This window comes from Sphingobium sp. SA916, from assembly GCF_002894065.1.
Lineage (GTDB): Bacteria > Pseudomonadota > Alphaproteobacteria > Sphingomonadales > Sphingomonadaceae > Sphingobium > Sphingobium fuliginis.
On record NZ_LXYF01000070.1, the window covers coordinates 1 to 24,882 of the forward strand.

Here is a 24,882-nt window from a genome sequence, read left to right on the forward strand (position 1 = left end):
TTCGGCGCCGATTTTTTCAAGGAGGATTTGGGCTTCATCTTCGTTCCTTCGTCACTACGACGAAGCCCAAATCCTCCTTAAATCACAACCTCAATCTGTGCCATTGGCGCTGACGGCGGACATACGCAAAGCCATCGGCGATGATCCCGACGCCGGGGCCGGTCCGCGCCTGATCTTCGCCTATGATCAGGGGGCCGCCGGGGTCGAATATGCGATCTCGCACGTCGCCGAAGCCCGCAAAGCTGGCTGGATGGCGGGCGCGGCGCAGGTCCGTGTCGATGGCGAGGGCGAAAAGCGGGACTGGAACGACCTGCACCAAGCCGATCGGCTCAAGCCCCAGCACATAGAGGAATATCTGTGGGCGGGCGACGTCACGATCGCCGCCACCGCCGACGAAAAGGCGTTCCTGATCTACAAGCGGTTCAAAACCGCGTCATTCCCCCTGATCTTCAACCAGCGCCAGTTGTGGGCGTCCTTCTCGCTGGAGCGGATCGAAAGCATCCTTGAAGGGCTGCGCGAGACGGATCCGTCGATCCAGAAGCTGCCCTATGAGGAGCAATGGGAAAAGGCCGCCCGTCAGGCCGCCGACATCACCGAACTGGCGAACTGCACCTTCCGCACCCTCTTTTTCCAGAAGGACGCCTATCTGGAGGAGGGAGCCTATTTCCTCCGCATCGACTTCCCCCGCGTCAAAGGTCAGCCGCGCCGCGATGCGGTGAAGGCCACCTTTTCCGGCGCGAACCTGTCCGCCGGTGCCGAGTTCAAAAAGCGCCTGTCATCGGTCGCACCGGGCGCGCAGTGGACCGGCGCAACCGGACATCTGGACAAGCTGATGCAGCGACAATGGGCCAGCATCCGCATGGTCGAGGCGATCCAGTTCACCGGCTATTCGATCGACCATGAAGCCTATCTGCTGGGCGACATCGGCGTCAGCAGCGGCAAGGTCGAGAAGGTCAACGCCGACGACTATTTCGTCTTTTCCCGCAAGGCGGTGAAGCTGCGCACTGCGGACCGGCTGTTGAAGATCAACTATGATGCGGACCGGCTCAATCTCGATTGGGTCCAGCCCGTCTATGAGGCGTGGGGCGCGAAGGGCTATGTCACCCTGACATTCTGGGTGCTGTCCCTCTTCGCCGAGCAGGTCCGCGCCATGCAGGAATCGCTGGGCTTCCTTGAAGTGACCGGCCCTCCCGGCACCGGCAAGACGACGCTGATCGCCTTCCTGTGGAAGCTGATGGGCCGTGTCGGCAACTATGAAGGCTTCGACCCGACCAAGGCCACCAATGCCGGTATTGCCCGCACGCTGGGGCAGGTCGGAAACTTGCCGGTGGTGCTGATCGAAGGCGACCGCACACAGGATACCCCGCACAGCCGCCGGTTCGAGTGGGACGAACTGAAAACCGCCTATAACGGGCGCGCGGTCCGCACCCGCGCCATCGCCAACGGCGGTATGGAAACATTCGAACCGCCTTTCCGGGGCGCCATCGCGATCGTGCAGAATGATCCGGTTGAGGCGTCCCCGGCGATGCGCGAGCGCATCATGGGCCTGACGATCGACAAGACGGGCTGGGGGCCGCACACCCGCACCGCCGCCGAGAAGATCAGCCGTTTCGAGCGTGACGACGTGTCGGGCTTCATCGTTCACATCGTCCGCAAAGAGGCGGAAATCCTGCAATGCTATCGGGAGCGGTTCGCCCAGCATTACGATGCGATGCTCAAGCAGCCCGGCGTCCGCAACGACCGCTTGGCGAAGAACCATGCCCAACTGGCCGCCATGTTCGACGCGATGCAGATCGTGGTGCGCAACGTGCCGAGATCCGCGGTTGATGCCACGCACGATTTTATCCGGGAAATGCTGACCGAACGGCAGCGCCTGGTCGAACATGATCATCCCCATGTCGAGCTATTCTGGGAGCGCTTCGATTGGATCGCGGCGCAGGAATCTGACACGACGGACCGGCCTATTGATCACAGCCGCACCAACGACGTCTTCGCGATCAACCTTGTGCAGTTCGAGCAGAAATGCGGCGATCTGCGCCTGTCGCTTCCCCCGATGAATGAACTCAAGCGCCTGCTGAAATCCAGCAAGGCCCGGAAGTTCCTCGCTCACAAGCCGGTCAATTCCCGCACCGGCAAGACCGTCAACTGCTGGGTTTTCGCACGCCCCAGCACCCCCTCCAACGCATGAACAGGAAGGCAATCATGCAGGCTCAGACTGTAGATACCCCCGCGCCCGCAATGCGCATGGCATCCGTCCCCGATGGCAAAGGCGGCTTCGTCCATAAGCTGGTCCCGGCCAACGACACCGCGCCGGTCAGCAAAGGGCGGAAAAAGCGGTTCGTTCCCGATCCGATCAAGGCCAATCCCGAGGCCGCCGCGCAGCAACTGGCCCAGATGATCGAACGGATCGAGCGGCTTGAGGAAGAGAAGCAGGGCATCGCCGACGACATCAAGGACGTGTTTGGAGAGGCGAAGGCCACCGGCTTCGATGTCAAGGGCATGAAATCCATCCTCGCCCTGCGGAAGCTGGAGCGCAACACGCGCATGGAAAGCGAGGCGATCCTCGAAACCTACAAGGCCGCGCTGGGGATCGAATGACCATGCGCAGCCGATCCACCCCCGCCATCCATCCCATCGGTTGCCGCTGCGATTCCTGTGGCACCGCTGGCCGCCACTGCCGCCGCCTCGAACTGGCGATCAAGGGCGCGACCCGCGCGCTTTTTCTGATCGCTGTCGTCTGCGCCATCCCCTTCATCATCGCCCGTTTTGTGGCCTCTATTCAGGAGGAACGCCGTTGACCGCCTTTCAGAAAATCGCCCGCGCTCAGTCCGCCGTCATCTTCATCTGCGCCGATTGCGGCCGCCAGCACAATAGCCAGACCGCCGACGTGCCGAAGGGCTGGGCATTGATCGCCATGGACTGTTCCGGCTCCCCCTTCGTCCGCTGCCCTGACTGCGCCAGCAGTGTGGCGCAGGCCCAGCATGATCGCATGACGGATTACATGACGACGATGCATCCGCCCCAAGCGGACCAATGGCGCAGGCTGTCGCTGCAAGAACATACCGCCTTGAGTTTGTTGGCCGACAGAGCGCAGGGCATGACATGGGAGATCGCCCGCGCCTGTGGATATATCTCTGGCCGTCGATGCTTGCCGCAGGTCCGCAACATGCTCCGCCGCCTCGAACGCTGGGGCTATGTTCACCATGCCAAGACCCCCGACGGCTATTACGCGACCTATTCCATCACGGACGCGGGGCGCAGGGCGGTGCAGCCATGACCGCCGCCCCATGGGCCATCACGACGCCTGACCATTGGTCTGCCATCGTGTCGGAGTGCAAGCGCCGGGAAGCGGGCTGGGCGGAAGAGATCCGCAAGGCGGGCAATGGCGATAAACGCTGGCGTCTGACCGAAGCCCGCAATGCCGACATGGCACAATGGCATATCATGGCCGTGCTGATCGCCCGCAAGCTGGGGATCCCGACGCTGGAGCGCGAGGAACTGACCGGCGTTGGCCGGCCACCTAACCCGACCGATCGGGAGGGCTGGCTTGCCATTGTCGCCACCGCGCGCCGCGCACTGGAAAAGGCCGTCGCCGACACCCCGCATCATCGCAACCTCTACGCCATTTGGCGCTGGGCGCACCTTTACGTGCAGATCTGGGCAATCCCCCTGCTCGAACTCCGCGCCGCCGCCACCGAACAAAGGAACGCTGCATGACGCAGTTCACCACGATCAACGGCCTGAAACGGGCCGCCAAGCGCCTGAAAAAAGAACAGGGCATCAAGCACGCGGATGCGCTGGAACGCGTCGCCCGCGATGCAGGATTCCGCAACTACCATGACGCCCAAAAGGCGCTCAGCACCGGGAGCGAGGAACAATGAGCGGGGAACTTACCAGCGGCGCTGGCAAGCGCCTTCGCCGAAAACAGAAGATTAAGCGTCATCCATGGGATTGGTATGTCGAGGAAAGATGGGTGACGCACCGCTTGCTGGATATGATCGCCCTGGAGTCGGACGTCACCTATCTGGATCCCTGCTGTGGTCAGATGCATATCCCGGAGACGCTGACCGAACGCGGCTTCAATGCCTATGGCACGGACCTATTCGCCCGCGCTGCTGGGCACCGGCTGTTCATGGGCGAACATGACCTGTTGGGCGACCAGCGCCATCTGCTGGAAGCGGGCGGCGGCCTGTCGATCATCTTCAACCCGCCATTCTCTTTCCAGAATGGCCGCCTTGTGCGCGGTCTGGCGGAAAAGTGCATCCGCCGTGCCCTGTCGATCGCCACGCACAAGGTCTGCGCCCTCCTGCCCCTGAAATGGCTCGCCAGCGAAGGCCGCTATTGCCTTTTCACGGACGAGACGCCGATCGGCGTTTGGATCCTGTGCGAACGGCCATCCATGCCCCCCGGCAACATCATCGAACAGCTAGGCGACAACGCATACGATCACGGCAAAATCGATTATATGTGGGTGGTCTGGGACAAGCGCCGCGCCCCCATGACGGACTTTGAAGGTCGGCCATTTGCCCCGACCTTCTGGATCCCGCCCCGCGATAAGGCTCCGGCGGAAAAGCAGTTGAGGTTAGCGGCATGAGCGGGCCGGTCCTTTTGACCCCGATGGAGGCGGCCAATCGCCTCCATATCAGCGACAAGACCTTGCGCCGCATTCGCCAGCAGGGCCATATTCGTTACGTCGCCATCACAGAGCGCAAGATTCGCTACCGCCCGGAAGACTGCGACGCCTATGTAGCGGCCCGCGTCCGCGAGGATCATGAATGTCCGTCTACAAGCCGAAAAACTCGACCCTCTACCTCTACGATTTCCAACATCGTGGTCGGAGATTTCACGGCTCGACGGGCCAGAAAACGAAGCGCGAAGCGGAAAGGGTAGAGGCCCGCAAGCGCGCAGAAGCGGCGCTCGACATCAAAAATCGCAAACCGATCACGATGGACGAGGCCGCCGGGCTATACGAAGCGAAGCTGCGCAAAGAGGGCCGATGGAGCGCGTCATCTGAAAGCTGGCTGGACAATTTCGTCAATGCCATCGGCCCCCGCACCTTCATGTCCGATGTCGATCATACGGACATCGGTGCTTATTTCCGCCAGCGCGCCGCGCTGGTCGAAGGCTCCAGCGTCAATCGGGAAATCGACGTCGCCCGCGCCTTTTGGCGCGCCACCGAACGCGCCCGCTATGATGTCGGCGAAATGCCGGATTGGGGCGCAATGCGCTATGCGGTCAAGGAACATGACCCGCGCGAACTCCAATTCGATGAGGAAGACCGGCTGCTTTCCACGATCCGGGAAGATTATCAGCCGTTCGTCAAATTTGCCCTGCTCTCAGGATGGCGCGTTTCCGAAGTGCGGACCCTGCTTTGGTCCGATCTGGATTTGCCCGCGAAGGTGGCGTGGCGGACCGTGAAAGGCGGCAACCGCAAAAAGCGCCCGCTGACCACTGAAATGATCGTCATGATAGCGACGCAGCCGCAGGCATGTCCGCAGGTGTTCACCTATGAATGCCAGCAGAGCCGCCAGAAGCGCCGCAAGGGGCAACGGTATCCGATTTCTAAGGATGGATGGCGGAAGGTGTGGGGCGAGGCCCTGAGCGCCGCCGAAATCGAAAATTTCCGCTTCCATGATCTGCGCCACACGCGCGGGACGCGGATCCTGCGCCGAACCGGCAATTTGGCCGCCGCGCAGAAAGCCTTGGGACACCAGAATATCCGCACGACCCTTCGCTATGCCCATGCTTTCGATGACGACGTGCGCAAGGCGCTGGAGGCTTCGGAGTCCCGAACTATTCCCGAAGTGGATACAGCGGAAGCAAAGAAAACCGCGTAAATTCAACGCGATAGGATAAACGCCAAATTTCCGTGTAAACGAGACGCTCTACCAACTGAGCTAATCGCCCGATGCCTGTCCTGATGCCAAGCGTCCGGTGCGCGTCTATCTACGGTAATCCGGGCGTCGGTCAAGCGGCGATGCGCACCGGTACGTCACGCGCACAGGAAACGGCGGCTGGCGGTGAACCAGCGGGTCAGCGCCTCCGCCGTGTGGTCGGCCAGCGCGATGAAGACGCGGCGCCCGTCATGCGGATCGGCCTGCCTGTCGACAAAGCCCATCTCGGTCAGCGTCCTGATCCAGCGCAGCGCGGTGGTGGGCGGCACGGCCGATGCGATGCACAGGCTGGACACGGACACGCGCTCATGCTCCAGCCGCGCCGCCAGCAGGTCCAGCAGCATGTCCCAGGCAGGGTCAGCGAACAGATCGGCGGGCAGGAAATCGTCGCGCAATCGACGCGCCCGCAACAGGTCGCGCACCTGCGCTGCTTCCAGGGCCGCGGCATCGGCGGACTTGTCGGCGCTGCCGATCGGTTCCAGCGCCGGCATGCCGATATAGTCGCTCGGCTCGTCCGATATGCGGGGCCCCAGGTCGAAGGACGGCGTCGCATGGCGCGGGCGCAGCGTCAGCGCCTCCAGCGTGCGGGCGAGGCGGCTCACCTCGTCGCTCAACTGTTGCAGCCGCAGGCCTTCATTATCCCGGTTCGCCTCGTGCAGCGATCCGGACGGCCTCTGGCGGGCGGCCGCCAGAAGGGCGGCGGCCAGATCCGTATGCCCCGGCCGGCAAAGCAATTGCGTCCGCTCGCTGCGCAGGCAGGCATAGGCAAGATCGACGGTTCCCAGATCGGCCACCAATATGACCGGCATGTCGTTCTGCAGCGCCAAGGTCTCGATCTGCACCAGCAGCCGCTCGATCATCGGATCGGGCGTCGGGCAGAAGCAAAGGATGATGTCGCAGCCGATCTGCACGTCCAGCCGGGTCGGTGCCTGGTCCAGCGGCACCGTGCCCAGCAGGCGAAGGCCCGCCGCCTGGCTCAGCATCGCGGCGTCGTCCAGATAGATGTCGTCGGCCAGGATCAGCAGGCCCGGCCGCTCGTCGCGCGCGCCGAAGGGTTGGTCCAGGGATGCGCCGAAACCGATCTCATCATGATCCAAACCCACGCCGAAAATCTCCATCCTGTTTGTTCCAGCTTATCGCAACGCCGTCGTTACGCAGCCAAACCATTCTCCATTATGGAGATAATGCCGCCCATCGCGTTCAGGGAGCGCCCTGTAAACGGCTCTTTTCCAGCCTCACCGTAACGGACCGCCAAAATGGAGCTTCGATCCCCGCCGAAATGGCGGGAATGGCGGCATTCCCTTAGTTCATCCGAAATGGATCAAGTTTTGCGCGTTCTTTTGCTCAAACCGCCTTTTGCTCAGACAGCGGTGCGCCGCGCAAAGTCGATATAGAGCGTGCGCAGCCGCATCGCGAGCGGGCCGGGCTTGCCGTCCCCGATGGCCCGGCCGTCGATCCGCACTACCGACTGGCAGAGCGTCGACGCGCTGGTGATGAAGGCTTCCTTCGCCGCCAACGCTTCCGCAACGGTGAAGGGGCGGCGGACGATGGCGATGCCGCTTTCCTCCGCCAGTGCGGTCAGCGCCGCGCCGGTGCAGCCCGCCAGCACCGCCTGACTATAGGGCCGGGTGACGATGCCCTCCTCCGTCACGATGAAGGCGGTGGACGAAGCCCCCTCCGTGACAAAGCCGTCCTCGACCATCCAGGCCTCCTGCGCGCCTGCTTCGGCGGCGGCGCGCTTGGCCATGGCCTGGGCGAGCAGGCCGACGCTCTTGATGTCGCGCCGCGCCCAGCGCAGGTCGGGCATGGTCGCGACCGCGATCCCGTTGCGCACGGCGGGCACGTCGAGGAAAGGCTTGGCCTGGACGAACATGACCAGCGTGGGCTGGATGCCGGGCGAGGGCAGGAAATCGCGGGTCGCATCGGCGCCGCGCGTGATCTGGAGATAGACCAGCCCCTCGGCCAGCGCATTGCGCGCCACAAGTTCCTTCTGCGCCGCCTCGATCTCCTCGAGGGAGAGGGGCAGGGCGATGCCGATCGCTTGGGTGGACCGCTCCAGCCGGGCGAGATGGGACGCGCTGTCGACCAGCTTGCCGTCGATCACCGCCGCGACCTCATAAATGCCGTCCGCGAACAGGAAACCGCGATCCAGCACGGGGACCTGGGCTTGTTCCAGCGGCAGGAAGCGGCCGTTCAGATAGGCGATGGACATGGGATGACGATGAAATCCTTGAGGGAATAGATGGCTGATGTTGCCGCTTGTGTTGGCCGGGTCAAGCTTATGAGCGGATTTCTGCCATCTCCCTCACATGATGAAGGGGGAAGGGGAGCGCCCGCACCCCAAGCCAACTCGCGCTAAGCCGCCTGCCCGCGCAACGCCTTCTGCCGCCGCCGCTGCACCGATGACCCGATCCCCATCGCCTCGCGATATTTGGCGACGGTGCGGCGGGCGATGTCCATGCCCTTGGCGCGCAGCAGGTCGACCAGCGTGTCGTCGGACAAGATGGCGTCGGGCGTCTCGGCCGCGATCAGCGCCTTGATGTGGCTCTTGACCGCCTCGGCCGACACCGCGCCGTCGCCGCCGGCCGCAGAAACGCCGCTGGTGAAGAAATATTTGAGTTCGTAAAGCCCACGCGGGCAGGACAGATATTTGTTCGACGTCACCCGGCTGACGGTCGATTCATGCATCTGGATCGCATCGGCCACGGCCTTCAGCGTCAGCGGCTTCAGATGCTCCACGCCCTTGCGGAAGAAATCCTCCTGCTGGCGGACGATCTCGCTCGCGACCTTGATGATGGTCTTCTGCCGCTGGTCGAGCGCCTTGACCAGCCAGTTGGCGCTGGCGAGGCAGTCGGCCAGCCAGGCCTTGGACGTCTTGTCCTGCGGACCGGACGCCAGCTCGACATAATAGGTCCGGTTGATCAGCACGCGGGGCAGGGTGGCGCTGTTGACCTCGATCGCCCAGCCCTCTCGCGTCGGCCGCACGAACAGGTCGGGCGTCACCGGCGCGGCGCTCTCGGTGGAGAAACGCAGGCCCGGCTTGGGATCATAGCCGCGCAATTCGCGGATCATGTCAGCCATATCCTCCTCATCCACGCCGCAGATCCGGCGCAACTGGGGCAGGGCGCCCCTGGCGAGCAGGTCCAGATTGGCGAGCAGCTTCGCCATGCAGGGATCGTAGCGATCGACCTCCTTGGCCTGCAATGCCAGGCATTCCGACAGCGACCGCGCGCCTACTCCGGTCGGATCGAAACCCTGGATCACCGCCAGCGCCTGTTCGACCTGAAAGAGCGGCACGCCCATGCCATGGGCGGTCTCCAGCAGATTGGCCTCCAGATAGCCCGCCTCATCGATCTGCCCGATCAATTGCGCGGCGATCATCAGGTCCATGCCCGACAGCGCGCTGCGGGCCTGATCCATCAGATGTTCCTGAAGGCCCTGCTCCGGATTGGCGAAGCTGTCGAAATCCGGCGCCTCGCCGCTGCCGCCGGACAGCAGGTCCATGCCGCCGGAACCAATGGCCGCCGTCGCCATCCGGTCGCCCGGCCCATCGTCGATGAAGGTCTCCGCGCCATAGTCGACGTCCAGCGGCGAATCCGCGCCGCCCAGACCCTGGCCGATCAACTGGTCGGCATCGCCCGTCTCGGCGCGCAGGTCATGCTGTTCCGCCGCCCGGTCCACGCCGTCGGCGGGCGGCGCGAAATCATCCGGTCCGCCGGACTCCAATAACGGGTTCTTTTCCAGTTCGCCCGCGACGAACGCCTCGATCTCCAGATTGGACAGCGCCAGCAGCTTGATCGCCTGCTGAAGCTGCGGCGTCATCACCAGCGACTGGCTCTGCCGCAGGTCGAGACGGGGCGCGAGCGCCATCAGCCTTCCCCCTCGCCGCCGTCAGGAAGGACCCGCCCGCCGCCCATGTCAGAGCGAGAAATTCTCGCCCAGATAGAGCCGACGCACATCGGCATTGGCGACCAGCTCCGTCGGGCTGCCCGCGAACAGCACCTTGCCGTCATAGATGATGCAGGCGCGGTCTACGATCTCCAGCGTCTCGCGGACATTATGGTCGGTGATGAGGACGCCGATGCCGCGCGTCTTCAGCTGCTTCACCAGGTCGCGAATATCCGCGATGGACAGCGGATCGATGCCCGCGAACGGCTCGTCCAGCAGCACGATCGACGGATTGGCCGCCAGCGCGCGGGCGATCTCGCACCGCCGCCGCTCGCCGCCCGACAGCGCCATGGCGGAGGAATCGCGCAGCCGGGTCAGGCCGAATTCCTCCAGCAACTGTTCCAGCCGCGCCTGCCGCGCCGCCCTGTCCGGTTCCGCCAGTTCCAGCACCGCGCCGATATTCTGGGCCACGGTCAGGCCCCGGAAGATCGATGTTTCCTGCGGCAGATAGCCCAGCCCCAATATCGACCGGCGGTACATGGGCAGGCCGGTGATGTCCTGCCCGTCCAGCACGATGCGGCCATGGTCCGGCCGCACCAGCCCCATCACCGAATAGAAGCAGGTCGTCTTGCCCGCGCCATTGGGGCCGAGCAGGCCGACCACCTCGCCCTTGCCGACGGTCAGCGACACATCGGCCAGCACGACGCGCTTATCATAGCTTTTGGCGATGGAGATGACGGACAGGCCCTCTCCCACTTCCTGCGGGGGAAGGGGCGATGCCGGGGCTGAGCGGTCCTGCATCATCACGTCGTCCATCACGTCATCCTTGCTGCCGCATGCTTCTTGCGGGTTGATTCCATGACCCGCGCGGCAATTGGCAAGCTTTGTGCATGGGATCGCCGCCGGGGCAAGGGGAAAATGGTTCCATGCGCCTTTTAGGGCTGTGAAAGGCCGCAAGATTGGGACTGGCGGTGGCGCTTTCAATGACGATGGCGGGAAGCATCCTCGGTTGGCGAGCGCGCCCGGTCAGATTTTCCAACCAGCCAACCATATGCCGCCCGCGTCCGCATCGCTGCGTCCCCGAACTTGGCGATGATGGGACTATTGGATCTCAAGGAAAATGGTGCGGTCGAGAAGACTCGAACTTCCACGGCCTTTCGGCCACAACGACCTCAACGTTGCGCGTCTACCAATTCCGCCACGACCGCACATTTTCCGGGAACCGGCGGGGCCGGTGCCTTGGTAGGAGGCGGCCCTTAGCAAAGGCTTTTTCCTCATGCAACAACCGATCTTCATTTGCGTTGTTTTGGTCGGAGAAAGTCAGGGGGCGGGTGAAGGATAGAGGAAGGGTTGCCCCATGTCCGCGCGTTTCTGGTTGTTTTCATGTGCATGTGCCGGGGTGGCGCTGACCGGCGGCTTCGGTCTGGGCCTGTACGCCACGACACAGCCCAGGCCTGGAACCGAAACCTCCTTGCCGCAGGCGGTCAGCCCCGACGGGACCGGTTACGACATGGGGTCTGCCGATCTGACCGGCCCCGCCATCGTTCGCTGCGACGGCTGCGGTCCGACGCTTGCGGACAGGCAGATGGCGGCCGACATGGCTGGCTGGGACGGAATGAACGATCCTGTGGTGCGCGATTATGCGGCGCAGGGGGACGAGATGGCGCCTGATCATGCCGAACCGCCCCAGACCGTCCGAACGTTGCCGGCCTCCATCGAAAGATTCGCCAATGGCGAGAGCGAAGGCAGTTTCCAGCCCGTCCGGATCGCGCAGGCGCCCGAAAGCAGAACGTCCGCCGAGGAAGCCCCGGCGGACGCTGCCCTGTCTTACTGAACCGGCCGCTTATTCGGCGGCAACGACCTGCGTCGGCGCATCGCTCAGCGGATGGGCGAGGCGGCTCACCATTTCCTTCGGGCAGACCTGCCAGAAGTAGCGGCGCCAGCGGTCCCAATCGTCCAGGATCGTGTTCGACCATTTGCTGTCGGTCGCCACCGCATGCTGGGCGATCAGCGCCTTCAGCTCCGCCTCCCAATGGGCGCTTTCCAGCCGCTGCCAGACGATGCTTTCCGGATTGGCGCGCGTCGGGAAGCTGCCGTCCTCGTCCAGGATGAAGGCCATGCCGCCCGTCATGCCCGCGCCGAAATTGGCGCCGGTCCTGCCCAGGATGACCGCGGTGCCGCCGGTCATATATTCGCAGCCGTTCGCGCCGCAGCCCTCGACCACCACCTGAGCGCCCGAATTGCGGACGGCGAAGCGTTCCCCGGCCTGTCCCGCCGCGAACAGCTTCCCGCTGGTCGCGCCGTAGAGCACGGTGTTGCCGATGATGGTGTTGTCCTTGCTCGATAGCGGCGAGGACACCGTGGTGCGCACGGTGATGATGCCGCCCGACAGCCCCTTGCCGACATAGTCGTTGGCGTCACCGAAGACCTCCAGCTTGATGCCCTTGCACAGGAAGGCGCCCAGCGACTGGCCGGCCGAACCGCGCAGCCGCACGGTCAGATGGCCGTCCGCCAGCGTCGACATGCCGAACTTCTCCGTGACGGCGGCCGACAGGCGGGTGCCCACGGCGCGATGCGTGTTGCGCACCGTATAGGTGAGCTGCATCTTCTCGCCGCGTTCGAACACCGCGCGGGCATCCTTCATCATCTGCGCGTCAAGGCTGTCGGGCACCGGGTTGCGCCATTCCGTCAGGCTGAAACGGCGTTGGTCGTCGGGCGCATCCACCTTGGCGAGGATCGGGTTGAGGTCCAGATCGTCCAGATGCTCGGCGCCGCGATTGACCTGCTTCAGCAGTTCGGTCCGCCCGATCACCTCGTCCAGGCTGCGATAGCCCAGACGCGCCAGAATCTCGCGCACTTCCTCCGCGATGAAGGTCATGAGGTTGATGACCTTCTCTGGCGTCCCGGTAAACTTCTCGCGCAGGCGCTCGTCCTGCACGCAGACGCCGACGGGGCAGGTGTTGCTGTGGCACTGGCGCACCATGATGCAGCCCATGGCGACCAGCGACAGCGTGCCGATGCCGAACTCTTCCGCGCCCAGGATTGCCGCGATCACGATGTCGCGGCCGGTCTTGAGCCCGCCGTCGGTGCGCAGCTTCACGCGATGCCGCAGGCCGTTCAGCGTCAGCACCTGGTTGGCTTCCGACAGGCCCATTTCCCAGGGCGTGCCCGCATATTTCACCGAAGTCTGCGGCGAAGCGCCGGTGCCGCCGACATGGCCCGCGACCAGGATGACGTCTGCGTGGGCCTTCGCCACGCCCGCCGCCACGGTGCCGATGCCCGCCTGGCTGACCAGCTTCACGCAGACGCGGGCGCGGGGATTGATCATCTTGCAGTCGTAGATGAGCTGCGCCAGATCCTCGATCGAGTAGATGTCATGGTGCGGCGGCGGCGAGATCAGCGTCACGCCGGGCGTCGCATGGCGCAGCTTGGCGATGAACTCCGTCACCTTGAAGCCGGGCAACTGGCCGCCCTCGCCGGGCTTGGCGCCCTGCGCGACCTTGATCTCGATTTCCTCGGCCGACCCCAGATACTCCGCATGGACGCCGAAGCGGCCCGACGCGATCTGCTTGATCACCGAATTGGCGTTGTCGCCATTCTCATAGGGCTTGAAGCGGTTCGCATCCTCGCCCCCTTCGCCCGACACGGCCTTGGCGCCGATGCGGTTCATGGCGATGGCCAGCGTCTCATGCGCCTCCGGAGAGAGCGCGCCGAGCGACATGCCCGGCGTCACGAAACGCTTGCGGATTTCGGTGGTCGCCTCGACCTCGTCGATCGGCACCGCCTCGCGGGCGAAGTTGAACTCCAGCAGGTCGCGCAGATAGACCGGCGGCAAATCGCGCACGCCGCGCGAGAATTGCAGATAGGTCGAATAGCTGTCGGTTGCGACCGAGGTCTGCAACAGGTGCATCAGCTGCGCCGAATAGGCGTGCGTCTCGCCGCCATTGCGCTGGCGGTAGAAGCCGCCGACCGGCAGGCGCACGATGGCGCTGTCATAGGCGGTGTCGTGGCGCAGCTTCGCGCTGTAGTGGAGCGACTGATAGCCCTCGCCCGAAATCTTCGCGGGCATTCCGGGGAACAGGTCGTTGACCAGCGCGCGGCTGAGGCCCACCGCTTCGAAATTATAGCCGCCGCGATAGCTGCTGATGACCGCGATGCCCATTTTGGACATGATCTTCAGCAGGCCTTCGTTGATCGCGATGCGATAGCGTTCGAAGCAGGCGTCCAGCGTCAGATCGCCGAACAGCCCCCGCGCATGGCGGTCGGCGATGCTGGCTTCGGCCAGATAGGCGTTCACCGTGGTCGCGCCGACGCCGATCAGCACCGCGAAATAATGGGTGTCGAGCGCTTCGGCGCAACGCACGTTGATCGATGCATAGCTGCGCAGGCCCTTGCGGACGAGATGCGTATGCACCGCCGCCGCCGCCAGCACGCCGGCGATGGCGACGCGGTCGGCGTTGACATGCTCGTCGGTCAGGAAGATTTCGGTGCGGCCTTCGCGCACGGCCTGTTCCGCTTCCTCCCGGATGCGGGCGATGGCGGCGCGCAACTGCTCCTGCCCGCCCTCGGCCGGGAAGGTGCAGTCGATCTCGGCCACCGCAGGGCCGAAATGCCCCTTCAGCTTCGCCCATTCGGAAGAGGTCAGCACCGGCGAATCCAGCACCAGCACATGGCTGTTCTGCGCGTCCTGCTCCAATATGTTGTGGAGGTTGGAAAAGCGCGTCTTCAGGCTCATGACGTACCGTTCCCGCAGCGGATCGATCGGCGGGTTGGTGACCTGGCTGAAATTCTGGCGGAAGAAATGGCTGACCGTGCGCGGCTTGTCGGAAATGACGGCCAGCGGCGTGTCGTCGCCCATCGATCCGACGGCTTCCTTCGCATCCTCGACCATCGGCGCGAGGATCAGCTCCATGTCCTCAAGCGTCAGGTTGGCGGCGACCTGACGGCGCGTCAGTTCGGCCTTGTCCCATGAAGGCAGGGCACTGGGCACATCGCCCAGATCATTGACCGTCATGAAGTCCTTGATCAGTTCCGAATAGGGGCGCTCGCCGGCAATCTGGTCCTTGATCTCATGATCGTCGTAGATCGTGCCTTCCTGCAGGTCGACGGCGATCATCTGGCCCGGACCCATGCGGCCCTTCCGCACGATGGTGGTTTCGGGAACGACGACCATGCCGGTTTCCGAACCCACGATCAGCAGATTGTCGCCGGTCAGCGTGTAGCGCAGCGGGCGCAGCGCATTGCGGTCGACGCCCGCCACGACCCAGCGGCCGTCGGTCATCGCCAGCGCGGCGGGGCCGTCCCACGGCTCCATCACGGAGGCGAGATATTCATACATGTCCGCATGCGCCTGGGGCAGTTCGGCGCTGGCCGACTGATAGGCTTCGGGCACGAGCATCAGCTTGGCGGTCGGCGCGTCGCGGCCCGAACGGCAGATCGCCTCGAACACGGCGTCGAGCGCGGCGGTATCGGACGCGCCCGCCGGGATCACCGGCTTGATGTCCTCCGACTGCTCACCGAAGGCGAGCGAAGCCATCTTGATCTCGTGGCTCTTCATCCAGTTCTTGTTGCCGCGGATGGTGTTGATCTCACCATTATGCGCGAGCGTGCGGAACGGCTGGGCCAGCCACCATTGCGGGAAGGTGTTGGTCGAATAGCGCTGGTGGAAGATCGCGACCCGGCTCTCGAACCGCTCGTCCTGCAGGTCGGGATAGAAGACCGACAGCGATTCCGCGAGGAACAGCCCCTTGTAGATGATCGAGCGGCACGACAGCGAGCAGATGTAGAAATCCTGAATCTGCGCGGCGATCACCTTCTTCTCGATCCGGCGGCGGATGAGGTAGAGGTCCTTTTCGAACTCGGCCTGATCGCGTTCTTCCGGCATGGGACCGGCGATCATGATCTGCTCGATTTCCGGACGGGTGCGCTGCGCCTTCTCCCCGATGACGGAGACGTCGACGGGCACCTGGCGCCAGCCATAGATGGTGTAGCCCGCGTCGATGATCTCGGCCTCGACGATGGTGCGGCAGGTTTCCTGCGCGCTCAAATCCGTGCGCGGCAGGAAGATCATGCCGACGGCAAGGCGGTTGGGCAGCGGCTTGTGGCCGGAGTCGGCAATGGCGTCATCGAAGAAACGCACCGGCAGGTCGACATGGATGCCCGCGCCGTCGCCGGTCTTGCCGTCGGCGTCCACGGCGCCGCGATGCCAGACGGCCTTCAGCGCGTCGATGGCGCTGGCGACCACGCGACGGCTCGGGCGGCCGTCCGTCGCGGCGACCAGTCCGACGCCGCAGGCATCGCCTTCCATTTCCGGGTGATACATGCCCTCGGCCGCGATCCGTGCGCGCTCTTCGGGGCTGGCCATGAAATTGGTGTCGGTCATGATGACTTACCCTTGCCTGTGGCCGTCCCTGTCTTTGGGTAAGGCCGCTGTCATTCCGTTGGTTGCCGGCATCGCCGGCGCTTTTGTCAGTGGGCCTTCTTGGCGTCCGCGCCGAGCAATGCGGTGAGACGCTCGCGTTCAGCCTTCGTCAGATCATTATAGGTTCGCGGCTTGGGCAGCTTGGCGAGTTCCGCCGCGGAGGATTTCATGATCTCCGGCATGGCCTGCATCATTTCAGGCATGATCTTCTGCATCCGCCCGATATAATGCGGGTCGGCGGCCAGCTCCATGAAGCCCGCGCCGAACTTGGCGCCGACGGGCGTTTTCAGGAACGCACCGATCTGATCAAGCTCGGCCGCGCTGTAGCGATGGGCGAACGCTTCCGCCATGCCTTCCCGCATGTCCGGTTCATAACGTCCCATGAAACGACCCATGGCCGGCATCATGCTGTTGACGATCACGTCCATCCGCTTGCGGAAATTGGGATCGATGATCGCCATCATTTCCTCGATCGTGCCTTCACCCAGATGTTCCGCCCGTTCCGGGTCGAGGCCGCCGACCTTCAGGAACTCGCGGATCGGCATCCTGGTCATGCCGTCCATCATCGGTCCCATCATCTTCTGCATCATCGGCCCCATCATCTTTTCCATGGTGCCGTTGGGCAGGATGACGGCGGCAATCGGCTGAGCCTTGGTCAGCAGTGCCGGATCGACAGATTGGACGGCTGCCGCCTGAACCGGGGTCTGCGCCTCAGCCGCGATCGGCGTCGCCAGCAGGAGGAGGAGGGCGGCGCGCATCAGGCGGCCTGCCTTTCCCCGGCCGCCGCCTTGGCCTTCGCCTTCAGGTAGCGGTGCATATGCTCGGTCACGTCGCGGCCGTCGCGGATCGCCCAGACCACCAGCGAAGCGCCGCGCACGATGTCGCCCGCCGCGAACACGCCGTCCATGCTGGTCATCATCGTCTTGTGATCGACGCGCAGCGTGCCCCAGCGTGTGACGGACAGGTCCTCCGCGCCGAACAGCCTGGGCAGTTCCTCCGGATCGTAACCCAGCGCCTTGATGACGAGGTCCGCCTCCAGCGTGTGCTCCGTGCCGGGATCGGGTTCCGGCGCGCGGCGGCCCGATGCGTCGGGCTGGCCAAGGCGCATCTTCGTGACCTTGACACCGGTCACATGCTCCGTGCCTTCAAAGGCGATGGGCGCGGAAAGCCAGACGAATTCAACGCCCTCTTCCTCGGCATTGGCGACCTCGCGCTGCGATCCGGGCATATTGTCGCGGTCGCGGCGATAGAGGCACTTCACCGAGGTCGCGCCCTGACGCACGGCGGTGCGGACGCAGTCCATCGCGGTGTCGCCGCCGCCGATGACGACGACCTTCTTGCCATTGGCGTGCAGCGAACCGTCCTCATGTTCCGACACGGCGTCGCCGAAACCGGCCTTGTTGGAGGCGATCAGGAAGTCGAGCGCCTTGACCACGCCCGGCGCGCCGACGCCCGGCGCCTTGATGTCGCGCGGCTTGTACACGCCGGTCGCGATCAGGATGGCGTCATGGCGGCCGCGCAGCTCCTCCATGGTCGCGTCGCGGCCGACCTCGAAGCTTTCGTGGAAGACGATGCCGCCGTCCTTCAGCCGCTGGATGCGGCGCATGACCACATCCTTCTCCAGCTTGAAGCCGGGAATGCCATAGGTCAGCAGCCCGCCCGCCCGGTCGTGCCGGTCATAGACATGCACCTCATAGCCTGCGACCCGCAGATATTCGGCGGTCGTCAGACCCGCCGGACCCGCGCCGATCACGCCGACCGACTGGCCGGTGGGCGCGCCGGGGACCAGCGGTTCGACCCAGCCTTCCTTCCAGGCGGTGTCGGTGATGAACTTTTCGACCGAACCGATGGTGACGGAACCGTGACCCGAAAATTCGATGACGCAATTGCCTTCGCACAGACGGTCCTGCGGGCAGATGCGGCCGCAGATTTCCGGCATGGTGCTGGTCAGGTTGCTGAGTTCATAGGCTTCGCGCAGCCGCCCTTCGGCGGTCAGGCGCAGCCAGTCAGGGATATGGTTGTGCAGCGGGCAATGGGTCGAGCAATAAGGCACGCCGCATTGCGAGCAGCGCGACGCCTGTTCCTCCGCCCGATCCAATATGAAGCTGCGGCTGATCTCCAGGAAATCGTCGGCGCGATCGTCGGCCGAACGCTTCTCGGGATAGGCTTGGCCCGTTCCCACGAATTTCAGCATTGGATTGTCTGCCATGATGAGTCCCTGAAATGAATTTGCAGGGAGCGCATAGCAGAAAAACCCGCAGAGTCACGCGGATTCTGCGACTTATGTCAGCATGATTGACCTATTTTCCGCGAAATGCCTCCGGAACTTCTCCGCTCCTGAAATAATCTTGCGTTAAATAGGTCCGTTTCGGGCTTATCGCATGGAAAGCCACAGCAGGGCGGCTATTCCCGCGACGATTCGATACCAGGCGAACGGCGCGAACCCATGGCGCGACACCAGCCCCACAAACCATTTGATGACCAGCACGGCAACGATGAAGGACACCACGAACCCCAGCGCGATGCTGTCCCATCCCACCGCGCCGGAGGTGATCTTGTCGCCATTCTTCAGCAGTTCCAGCGCGGACGCGCCCAGCATGGTCGGGATGGCGAGGAAGAAGCTGAACTCCGCCGCCGTGCGCCGCTCCACCCCCAGCGTCAGCGCGCCCATGATCGTCGCGCCCGACCGGCTGACGCCCGGGATCATGGCCAGGCACTGGATGAAGCCGATGCCCACCACCCGCACGAAGGGAATGTCGGCTATGCCGTGGAACCGGTTTTCCTTCACCATCCGCTCGATCGCCAGGATCGCCACGCCGCCGACGATCAGCGCCCAGGCGACGACCCGCGGCGCGCCCAGCAGTTCCTCGATATGATTATGCAGGGCAAGGCCGATCACCGCCGCCGGAATGAAGGCGACCAGCAGATTGCGCAGGAAACGCCAGCTCGTCGGCTCCTTGCGCAGCAGGCCCATGCCCACCGCCCAGAATGTGCGCCAGTACAGCACCACCACCGCCAGGATCGCGCCCAACTGGATGATGACGTTGAACATCGCCCAGGTGGACGCGTCATAACCCAGCAATTCGCTCGCCAGGATCAGGTGGCCGGTCGAGGATACGGGCAGGAACTCGGTCAACCCCTCGACGATGCCAAGCAGGATGACTGTCAGATAATGCAGGTCCATGGAGGGATGCAGTCCTTATGGGGCGAACAAAGGGAAACCCTCCCCCGGGGCGGGAGAGGGCGTTGGGTGCGTTGCGGCCATTGTGCAGAAGCGAATGGCCCGCGCAAGACGGCCCGTCGCGGCCCGATGTCGGTCCGGCTGATCGGATTCCGGCGGATCAGGCCTGAACCCGGCCCGCGAAACGGCCATGCTTGCGGTAGCGGACCAGCCATTTCTCCGCGACAGCCGGCATCGGCGTGGGCGCGACGCCCAGTTCGGCCAGCCCGTCCGCGCCGGGCGCGACGACATTGTCCTTGGCCAGCATGGACAACTGGTCCCGCGTGATCGGTCCGCCCGGCAGCATGGCGATCAGCGAGGCGACCGAAGCGGGAACGGCGCACAGGCTGCGATCGCGGCCGATGGTCCTGGCGATCCAGGCGTTGAGTTCCCGCATCGTATAGGTCTGCGGCCCGCCCAGTTCATAGGTCTTGCCGCCATGCTCGCCGGGATTTTCGGCGGCGTTGGCGACGGCCTGCGCCACGTCCGCGACATAGACCGGCTGGAACCGGGTGTCGGCGGCGATCACCGGCACCACCGGGGCGATGCGGACGATCTCCGCAAAGCGATTGAGGAACCGGTCCTCCGGTCCGAAAATGATCGAGGGGCGCAGGATGGTCGCATTGGGGAAGGCGGCCTTGACCGCCGCCTCGCCCTCGGCTTTCGACCGGCCATAGGCGGAGGGGCTCTGCGCATCCGCGCCAATGGCGGAGATGTGGACGAGCGCCCGGACGCCCGCGTCCGCCGCCGCCCTGGCGACGTTCGCCGCGCCGTCATGGTGCGAACCCTGGAAATCGCCCGAGAGCACCCCCACCAGATTGATGACGATGTCGCTGCCGGCAATGGCGCGGGCGACGCTTTCGGGCTTGCGGATGTCCGCCGCGACGAACTGCGTCTGGCCAAGGGCGCCCAGCGGCTTGACGCGCACGGCGGTCGACAGATCGCGCTGCGCCACGCGCACCCGGGCGCCGCGCGCCATCAGCGCCTGGGCGACCTGCCGCCCCACAAAGCCGCCGCCGCCGAACACCGTAACCAGACTGTCCTTCATCACGCGTCCCATGCCTGTCTGTTCAAAGGGAATGACTCTGCGCATCCCCTGTCATCCGATAAGGAATGGCTTTCCGCCATCCCCTTGCAACAGCCGCGGCCCGCTGACAACTGCTTTACCCGATCCAGCCCCGCAAATCAGCAATCATCCACAGGCCCAGGCCCAGGAACAGCAGGGCCGCCCCGATCTGGAGCGCGCGCATCGGCACCTTCTTCGCCAACACCTCGCCGAACAGCACGGCGGGCACGTTGGCGATCATCATGCCCAGCGTCGTGCCCGCGGTGACCGCCAGCACATTGTCGAACCGCGCGCCCAGCATCACCGTCGCCACCTGCGTCTTATCGCCCATCTCCACCAGGAAGAAGGCGACCAGCGTGGTCAGGAATACCCCCGCCTTCGACGGCGCGCGCAACGGCTCATCCTCGTCGATCCTGTCGGGGATCAGCGTCCACGCGGCCATCGCGACGAAGCTGGCGGCGACGGCATAGCGGAACCATGGCTCCGTCAGCACGCCGGCGACCGAATGGCCCACCAGCGCGGCGAGGAAATGATTGGCCAGGGTGGCGGCGAATATGCCCGCTATGATGGGCGCCGGCTTGCGAAAGCGGGTGGCGAGCAGCATCGCCAGCAATTGCGTCTTGTCCCCCATTTCCGCGAGCGCGACGAGGGCGGTGGAGGTGAGAAATGCTTCCATCAGGGTCTGTCCGGGCCGGGCGAAGGTGAAGACGCAATGCCACCATCCCCTCCCGCCCGGCTGGACGGAGAAGATGATGCCATTGGTCTCGCCCGATGCGGAAGGACTCTGAAGGTCTCCCGCATCCCGCCCGCCATGGCCTCTCGGCCAAATATGTTGACGAACGGCCCGCTCCCTCGGGAACGGCTGGCTACTCCCCAGATGACGCAGGGGCCCATAGGATGAATCGGCGGCAGAGGCAAGACCGCCCGGCGCTGTTGCCGCGCGCCGCAGAGACGGGAAAGGCGTGGCGGCCGGCCACGCCTTTCCTCTCCATCGCCCTGTCAGGCCGCGGCGGCGATCCCGCTGACGCCCAGTTCGGCCAATGCGAACTTGCGGATATGCTCGCCCATATCCTCGCGGTCCAGCGCAAGGGCGAGGTTCGCCTCGATATATCCTGCCTTCGATCCGCAGTCGAAGCGGCGTCCATCGAAGGTCACGCCATGGAAGGGCTGGGTGCCGATCATCGACGCCATGGCATCGGTAAGCTGGATCTCGCCGCCGGCGCCCTTCTCCTGCGTCTCCAGGATCTTCATCACTTCGGGCTGGAGGATATAGCGCCCCGGCAGGATCAGGTTGGACGGCGCCGTGCCCGGCGCGGGCTTTTCCACCAGTCCCTTCACCTCGGTCAGCGCGCCGTCGCGCTGGCCCGGATCGATCACGCCATAGCTCGGCGTGTCGGCCATCGGCACTTCCAGCGCGCAGACCAGATTGCCGCCGACCCTGTCATAGGCATCGACCATCTGCTTCAGGCATCCCCGGCCCGGCGCGCCCTTCATGAATTCGTCGGGCAGCAGGATCGCGAAAGGCTCATCGCCGACAATGTCCCGCGCACACCAGATGGCATGGCCCAGGCCCAGCGGCTCCTGCTGGCGCAGGAACACCGCATTGCCCGGCGACAGCCGCGTGCCGTCCAGCGCGGACAGGTCCTTGCCCCGCTCGCGCTGCGTCGCCTCGGCCTCGAAGGCCATGTCGAAATAATCCTCGATCGCGCCCTTGCCGCGGCCGGTCACGAAGATCATCTGCTCGATCCCCGCCTCCCGCGCTTCGTCCACCGCATATTGGATCAGCGGACGGTCGACCACCGGCAGCAATTCCTTGGGCACCGACTTGGTCGCCGGAAGAAAGCGCGTGCCAAGACCCGCGACAGGGAAAACGGCTTTGCGAATCGGTTTGTAGGACATGAGGCTCCTGTTTCTTGGCTCGCGCGCGGAATGAAGGCTTCGCCCTCCGCCGCATAAAGATCAAGCGTGGAAGATTACTTAACCCGTTCAGACAGCCAGCAGGCGCTGCGCCACCCTTTCGAGGGAAGCAATTTCCGCTTCGAGTTGCTCAAGCGAGACATGCGTCTGATTGTTCCGCGCATCGCGGCATGTGAAGCCGCCGGGCGCGGGCTGCTGAAAGCCGCCGATGATGAGCGACCGGAACCGGTCGATCCTCTGCATGTCGCGCTCGATATCCGCTATTTCCGTCAATGCGCCGGCATTGCGCCTGTCCCGCATCGACACCATGGTCCGCAGTTCGGTCATCAGCTTCGTCATGCCCGGACGGGTCCGGGCACCCACGGTCCGCACATCCCCCATGGCTTCCCGCATCATCGCGATCTTCGCCTCCAGGCTCTGTTCCAGCATCGTCCAGGCACAGACCAGACGACCCACTGCACACAGAAGCGCCGCATCCTCCGGCGCGTAATCCGACACTGACCTCACATTGACTTCGGCAACCACGTTCACTTCATCCGCGCCCCGGTATGTTATGCTTTCCGCTCGGATAAAAGCCTGCCCGTTTTGCAGCGCAAAAGGCTAGGGGGGCGTTCGGTGCCGCCCGCATCCGCGGCACAGGCCATCGCCAACTGTGCCCAAACAGCGATGAACCGTTAACCGTCTTTCGCTGCCGGATCAGAAATCGATAGCGATTCCCTTGCGTTCCCAGTCGCCGTAGCGAACGGGGCTCAATAACTCGTCATGGCGGGAGGGACTGTCGATCGGGTCGGGCTGCGGCACCGGCGGGCTCTTGGAAAGGTGCGCGGGCGGCTTCACATGCGCGGGGCGCTTGCCGTTGAAGGTTCCCATCGGTCCATCCTTTCGATTGCGGGGGCGTCATCGTCACCCCATATTCAGGGCGCCCCATATTCAGAGTAAGGCCGCTATCTGGGCCGTAAAGGAGACTTTCGCAAGTGAGTGGGATGAAGACGGTGATGCTGCTGTCGGCGCTGACGGCGCTGTTCATGGCATTGGGCTACACGCTGGGCGGCGGCGGCGGCGCGGCGATCGCGCTGCTGGTGGCGGCGGGCATGAACCTGTTCACCTTCTGGAACGCCGACAGGATCGTGCTGTCGATGCATCATGCGCGGGAGGTGGATGCGCGGAGCGCGCCCGAATTCTACAGCCTCGTCGCGGACCTCGCCCGGCGCGCCGATCTCCCCATGCCACGCGTCTATCTGATCGATGAGCCGCACCCCAATGCCTTCGCGACGGGCCGCGACCCGAAGCATGCGGCCGTCGCCGCCACCACCGGCCTGCTGTCGATGCTCAGCCGGGACGAAGTGGCGGGCGTCATGGCGCATGAACTGGGCCATGTGCGCAACCGCGACACGCTGATCATGACGATGGTGGCGACCATTGCGGGCGCGATCTCCATGCTCGCCAATTTCGGCCTGTTCTTCCGCGGCGGCAATCATGACAACGGCCATGGCAATGTCGCCGCGACGCTGCTGGCGGTGATCGTCGCGCCTTTCGCCGCGATGATCGTGCAGATGGCGATCAGCCGCACGCGCGAATATGGCGCCGACCGCGCCGGCGCGGAGATCAGCGGCAATCCCCGCGCGCTCGCCTCCGCCCTCGCCAAGATTTCCGGCCGTGCGGAGGCGATTCCCAATCCGGTGGCCGAACGCAATCCCGCCGCGGCCCAGCTCTATATCGTGCCGGTGCATGTCAGCGAGCTTTTCTCCACCCACCCGGCAACGGAAAAGCGCATCGCCGCGCTGGAGGAGATGGCGGACGGCCCATCCCTGCCGCCGCGCGCATCCGCCCTATCCCCGTCAGCCCAGTTTCCGGCAGCGACCCGAGCCCGCAAGTCGAGCGCGCTCGATCCGCTGCGCCGCGATTAAGCATCGCACGCCGCTGGCATCCTTGCACCCCGTTCCCACGAGCCGCTTATCCCGTGGGAGCGCGCGGCCTGGGTCCGATTTAACGCAGCGCGCTCTGGCGCCGCCATTCCGGGGCAAGGGATCACCTCCCGACTTGCGCGACGGATCAGCCAGCGCCCACCAGCGGCACGATGTCGACAGGGCGGCCGTTCCGTCGCAGTTCGACGGTGATGCTGGGCCGCCCGGGCCCGGCATTGCCGAGCGGATCGCTTTGCCGCACCACATCCCCCACGGCGGCGTTGAGGCGCAGCAGGCCGGTGATCAGCGTCGTCCAGCCGCCGCCATGGTCGATGATGACGATCTGCCCATAGCCGCGATAGGGGCCCGCAAAGACGACGCGGCCGGCCGTCGGCGCCACGGCCAGAGCATCGGGGCGCGTGGCGATGGTCAGGCCGCGTGAGCGGACGCCGCCTTCCGACACTTCGCCCATGCCCGTCACCAGCTGGCCGACGACCGGCAGGCGATAGGGCGGCGGCGCGCCAGGGCTGCGCGGACGGGCCGGTGCGGACGCGCGCGCCTGATCGGGCCGG

General features: G+C 64.7%; 25 protein-coding genes, 1 tRNA gene and 1 riboswitch. Of the genes, 11 read left to right on the forward strand and 15 right to left on the reverse strand.

The window, feature by feature from the left end; translation table 11 throughout:
- The first annotated feature begins 97 nt into the window (after positions 1–97).
- From A8G00_RS20155 to A8G00_RS20190, 9 genes are all read left to right on the forward strand, one after another.
- Complete coding sequence (locus tag A8G00_RS20155) at positions 98–2,188, forward strand: bifunctional DNA primase/helicase (protein ID WP_216365643.1); 2,091 nt, start codon at positions 98–100, stop codon at positions 2,186–2,188.
- Positions 2,189–2,352: 164 nt separating this feature from the next.
- On the forward strand, positions 2,353–2,598 hold the full coding sequence (locus tag A8G00_RS25695; protein WP_301182317.1) for a GapR family DNA-binding domain-containing protein: 246 nt from the start codon (positions 2,353–2,355) through the stop codon (positions 2,596–2,598).
- Positions 2,595–2,798 (forward strand): hypothetical protein, encoded by a 204-nt coding sequence (locus A8G00_RS20165; RefSeq protein ID WP_146032628.1) that lies wholly within the window; start codon positions 2,595–2,597, stop codon positions 2,796–2,798. The genes A8G00_RS25695 and A8G00_RS20165 overlap by 4 nt, the downstream gene beginning before the upstream one ends.
- Positions 2,795–3,277, forward strand: a complete 483-nt coding sequence (locus A8G00_RS20170; protein WP_103001522.1) for a hypothetical protein — start codon at positions 2,795–2,797, stop codon at positions 3,275–3,277. Before A8G00_RS20165 ends, A8G00_RS20170 begins: the two co-directional genes overlap by 4 nt.
- The gene (locus A8G00_RS20175; protein ID WP_103001523.1) at positions 3,274–3,717 is read left to right on the forward strand and encodes a hypothetical protein; all 444 of its coding nucleotides are present in this window, start codon (positions 3,274–3,276) and stop codon (positions 3,715–3,717) included. The genes A8G00_RS20170 and A8G00_RS20175 overlap by 4 nt, the downstream gene beginning before the upstream one ends.
- On the forward strand, positions 3,714–3,881 hold the full coding sequence (locus A8G00_RS25325; RefSeq protein WP_172451930.1) for a glyoxalase superfamily protein: 168 nt from the start codon (positions 3,714–3,716) through the stop codon (positions 3,879–3,881). Before A8G00_RS20175 ends, A8G00_RS25325 begins: the two co-directional genes overlap by 4 nt.
- Before the next feature lie 92 nt (positions 3,882–3,973).
- The gene (locus tag A8G00_RS20180; protein ID WP_146032629.1) at positions 3,974–4,594 is read left to right on the forward strand and encodes a hypothetical protein; all 621 of its coding nucleotides are present in this window, start codon (positions 3,974–3,976) and stop codon (positions 4,592–4,594) included.
- Positions 4,595–4,617: 23 nt separating this feature from the next.
- Positions 4,618–4,890: a helix-turn-helix domain-containing protein gene (locus A8G00_RS25935; protein ID WP_367379462.1), complete on the forward strand. Its 273-nt coding sequence runs from the start codon at positions 4,618–4,620 to the stop codon at positions 4,888–4,890.
- Positions 4,776–5,837, forward strand: coding sequence for a site-specific integrase (locus A8G00_RS20190; protein ID WP_103001526.1), 1,062 nt, complete (start codon positions 4,776–4,778; stop codon positions 5,835–5,837). The genes A8G00_RS25935 and A8G00_RS20190 overlap by 115 nt, the downstream gene beginning before the upstream one ends.
- A gap of 155 nt (positions 5,838–5,992) precedes the next feature.
- On the opposite strand, the gene A8G00_RS20195 is transcribed toward A8G00_RS20190, so the two are convergent.
- The 5 genes from A8G00_RS20195 to A8G00_RS20215 form a co-directional block, all read right to left on the reverse strand.
- A complete protein-coding gene (locus A8G00_RS20195; RefSeq protein WP_172451931.1) occupies positions 5,993–6,997 on the reverse strand; it encodes a winged helix DNA-binding protein in 1,005 nt (334 codons plus the stop codon).
- Between the two features lie 257 nt (positions 6,998–7,254).
- On the reverse strand, positions 7,255–8,106 hold the full coding sequence (locus A8G00_RS20200) for a D-amino-acid transaminase (protein WP_103001527.1): 852 nt from the start codon (positions 8,104–8,106) through the stop codon (positions 7,255–7,257).
- Positions 8,107–8,249: 143 nt separating this feature from the next.
- Positions 8,250–9,764, reverse strand: a complete 1,515-nt coding sequence (rpoN, locus tag A8G00_RS20205) for an RNA polymerase factor sigma-54 (RefSeq protein WP_103001528.1) — start codon at positions 9,762–9,764, stop codon at positions 8,250–8,252.
- A gap of 48 nt (positions 9,765–9,812) precedes the next feature.
- The gene (gene lptB, locus A8G00_RS20210; RefSeq protein WP_025549950.1) at positions 9,813–10,598 is read right to left on the reverse strand and encodes an LPS export ABC transporter ATP-binding protein; all 786 of its coding nucleotides are present in this window, start codon (positions 10,596–10,598) and stop codon (positions 9,813–9,815) included.
- Between the two features lie 305 nt (positions 10,599–10,903).
- Positions 10,904–10,990: transfer RNA gene (locus A8G00_RS20215), tRNA-Leu, on the reverse strand.
- A gap of 149 nt (positions 10,991–11,139) precedes the next feature.
- Between A8G00_RS20215 and A8G00_RS20220 the strand changes: the two genes are divergently transcribed.
- Positions 11,140–11,616 carry a hypothetical protein gene (locus A8G00_RS20220; protein ID WP_044661259.1) on the forward strand — a complete coding sequence of 159 codons (477 nt, stop codon included), beginning with the start codon at positions 11,140–11,142 and terminating at the stop codon, positions 11,614–11,616.
- A gap of 9 nt (positions 11,617–11,625) precedes the next feature.
- Here A8G00_RS20220 and gltB read toward each other — a convergent pair whose 3' ends face one another.
- From gltB to A8G00_RS20265, 9 genes are all read right to left on the reverse strand, one after another.
- Positions 11,626–16,164, reverse strand: a complete 4,539-nt coding sequence (gltB, locus tag A8G00_RS20225) for a glutamate synthase large subunit (RefSeq protein ID WP_103001529.1) — start codon at positions 16,162–16,164, stop codon at positions 11,626–11,628.
- Positions 16,165–16,250: 86 nt separating this feature from the next.
- Positions 16,251–16,961, reverse strand: a complete 711-nt coding sequence (locus A8G00_RS20230; RefSeq protein ID WP_048577410.1) for a DUF2059 domain-containing protein — start codon at positions 16,959–16,961, stop codon at positions 16,251–16,253.
- Positions 16,961–18,412 (reverse strand): NAD(P)-dependent oxidoreductase, encoded by a 1,452-nt coding sequence (locus A8G00_RS20235; protein ID WP_103001530.1) that lies wholly within the window; start codon positions 18,410–18,412, stop codon positions 16,961–16,963. The genes A8G00_RS20230 and A8G00_RS20235 overlap by 1 nt, the downstream gene beginning before the upstream one ends.
- A gap of 165 nt (positions 18,413–18,577) precedes the next feature.
- On the reverse strand, positions 18,578–19,387 hold the full coding sequence (locus tag A8G00_RS20240) for an undecaprenyl-diphosphate phosphatase (protein WP_044661262.1): 810 nt from the start codon (positions 19,385–19,387) through the stop codon (positions 18,578–18,580).
- A 157-nt stretch (positions 19,388–19,544) separates the two neighbouring features.
- The gene (locus A8G00_RS20245) at positions 19,545–20,483 is read right to left on the reverse strand and encodes a complex I NDUFA9 subunit family protein (RefSeq protein ID WP_103001531.1); all 939 of its coding nucleotides are present in this window, start codon (positions 20,481–20,483) and stop codon (positions 19,545–19,547) included.
- 103 nt (positions 20,484–20,586) lie between these two features.
- Entirely contained in the window at positions 20,587–21,165 is a 579-nt protein-coding gene (locus A8G00_RS20250) for a TMEM165/GDT1 family protein (RefSeq protein ID WP_025549943.1), read from the reverse strand.
- Between the two features lie 94 nt (positions 21,166–21,259).
- Positions 21,260–21,377, reverse strand: a riboswitch (yybP-ykoY riboswitch).
- A 111-nt stretch (positions 21,378–21,488) separates the two neighbouring features.
- Positions 21,489–22,388 carry a UTP--glucose-1-phosphate uridylyltransferase gene (locus tag A8G00_RS20255; protein WP_025549942.1) on the reverse strand — a complete coding sequence of 300 codons (900 nt, stop codon included), beginning with the start codon at positions 22,386–22,388 and terminating at the stop codon, positions 21,489–21,491.
- An 87-nt stretch (positions 22,389–22,475) separates the two neighbouring features.
- Entirely contained in the window at positions 22,476–22,904 is a 429-nt protein-coding gene (locus A8G00_RS20260) for a hypothetical protein (protein WP_025549941.1), read from the reverse strand.
- A gap of 198 nt (positions 22,905–23,102) precedes the next feature.
- Positions 23,103–23,276 carry a DUF1674 domain-containing protein gene (locus A8G00_RS20265; protein ID WP_064485884.1) on the reverse strand — a complete coding sequence of 58 codons (174 nt, stop codon included), beginning with the start codon at positions 23,274–23,276 and terminating at the stop codon, positions 23,103–23,105.
- Between the two features lie 104 nt (positions 23,277–23,380).
- Here A8G00_RS20265 and htpX point away from each other — a divergent pair, with 104 nt between their 5' ends.
- The gene (gene htpX, locus A8G00_RS20270) at positions 23,381–24,313 is read left to right on the forward strand and encodes a zinc metalloprotease HtpX (RefSeq protein WP_172451932.1); all 933 of its coding nucleotides are present in this window, start codon (positions 23,381–23,383) and stop codon (positions 24,311–24,313) included.
- A 145-nt stretch (positions 24,314–24,458) separates the two neighbouring features.
- Here htpX and A8G00_RS20275 read toward each other — a convergent pair.
- A partial coding sequence (locus tag A8G00_RS20275) for a murein hydrolase activator EnvC (protein ID WP_172451933.1) occupies positions 24,459–24,882 on the reverse strand: 424 nt, incomplete at its 5' end.

Coding starts and splice junctions, on each gene's coding strand:
- A8G00_RS20265 (WP_064485884.1), bottom strand. CDS start 23,276: ATGGGAACCTTCAACGGCAAGCGCCCCGCGCATGTGAAGCCGCCCGCG.
- A8G00_RS20240 (WP_044661262.1), bottom strand. CDS start 19,387: ATGGACCTGCATTATCTGACAGTCATCCTGCTTGGCATCGTCGAGGGG.
- A8G00_RS20200 (WP_103001527.1), bottom strand. CDS start 8,106: ATGTCCATCGCCTATCTGAACGGCCGCTTCCTGCCGCTGGAACAAGCC.
- A8G00_RS25325 (WP_172451930.1), top strand. CDS start 3,714: ATGACGCAGTTCACCACGATCAACGGCCTGAAACGGGCCGCCAAGCGC.
- A8G00_RS20175 (WP_103001523.1), top strand. CDS start 3,274: ATGACCGCCGCCCCATGGGCCATCACGACGCCTGACCATTGGTCTGCC.
- lptB (WP_025549950.1), bottom strand. CDS start 10,598: ATGGACGACGTGATGATGCAGGACCGCTCAGCCCCGGCATCGCCCCTT.
- A8G00_RS20220 (WP_044661259.1), top strand. CDS start 11,140: ATGTCCGCGCGTTTCTGGTTGTTTTCATGTGCATGTGCCGGGGTGGCG.
- A8G00_RS20245 (WP_103001531.1), bottom strand. CDS start 20,483: ATGGGACGCGTGATGAAGGACAGTCTGGTTACGGTGTTCGGCGGCGGC.
- A8G00_RS20235 (WP_103001530.1), bottom strand. CDS start 18,412: ATGGCAGACAATCCAATGCTGAAATTCGTGGGAACGGGCCAAGCCTAT.
- A8G00_RS20190 (WP_103001526.1), top strand. CDS start 4,776: ATGTCCGTCTACAAGCCGAAAAACTCGACCCTCTACCTCTACGATTTC.
- A8G00_RS20250 (WP_025549943.1), bottom strand. CDS start 21,165: ATGGAAGCATTTCTCACCTCCACCGCCCTCGTCGCGCTCGCGGAAATG.
- A8G00_RS20230 (WP_048577410.1), bottom strand. CDS start 16,961: ATGCGCGCCGCCCTCCTCCTCCTGCTGGCGACGCCGATCGCGGCTGAG.
- A8G00_RS20255 (WP_025549942.1), bottom strand. CDS start 22,388: ATGTCCTACAAACCGATTCGCAAAGCCGTTTTCCCTGTCGCGGGTCTT.
- rpoN (WP_103001528.1), bottom strand. CDS start 9,764: ATGGCGCTCGCGCCCCGTCTCGACCTGCGGCAGAGCCAGTCGCTGGTG.
- A8G00_RS20165 (WP_146032628.1), top strand. CDS start 2,595: ATGACCATGCGCAGCCGATCCACCCCCGCCATCCATCCCATCGGTTGC.
- gltB (WP_103001529.1), bottom strand. CDS start 16,164: ATGACCGACACCAATTTCATGGCCAGCCCCGAAGAGCGCGCACGGATC.
- A8G00_RS25935 (WP_367379462.1), top strand. CDS start 4,618: ATGGAGGCGGCCAATCGCCTCCATATCAGCGACAAGACCTTGCGCCGC.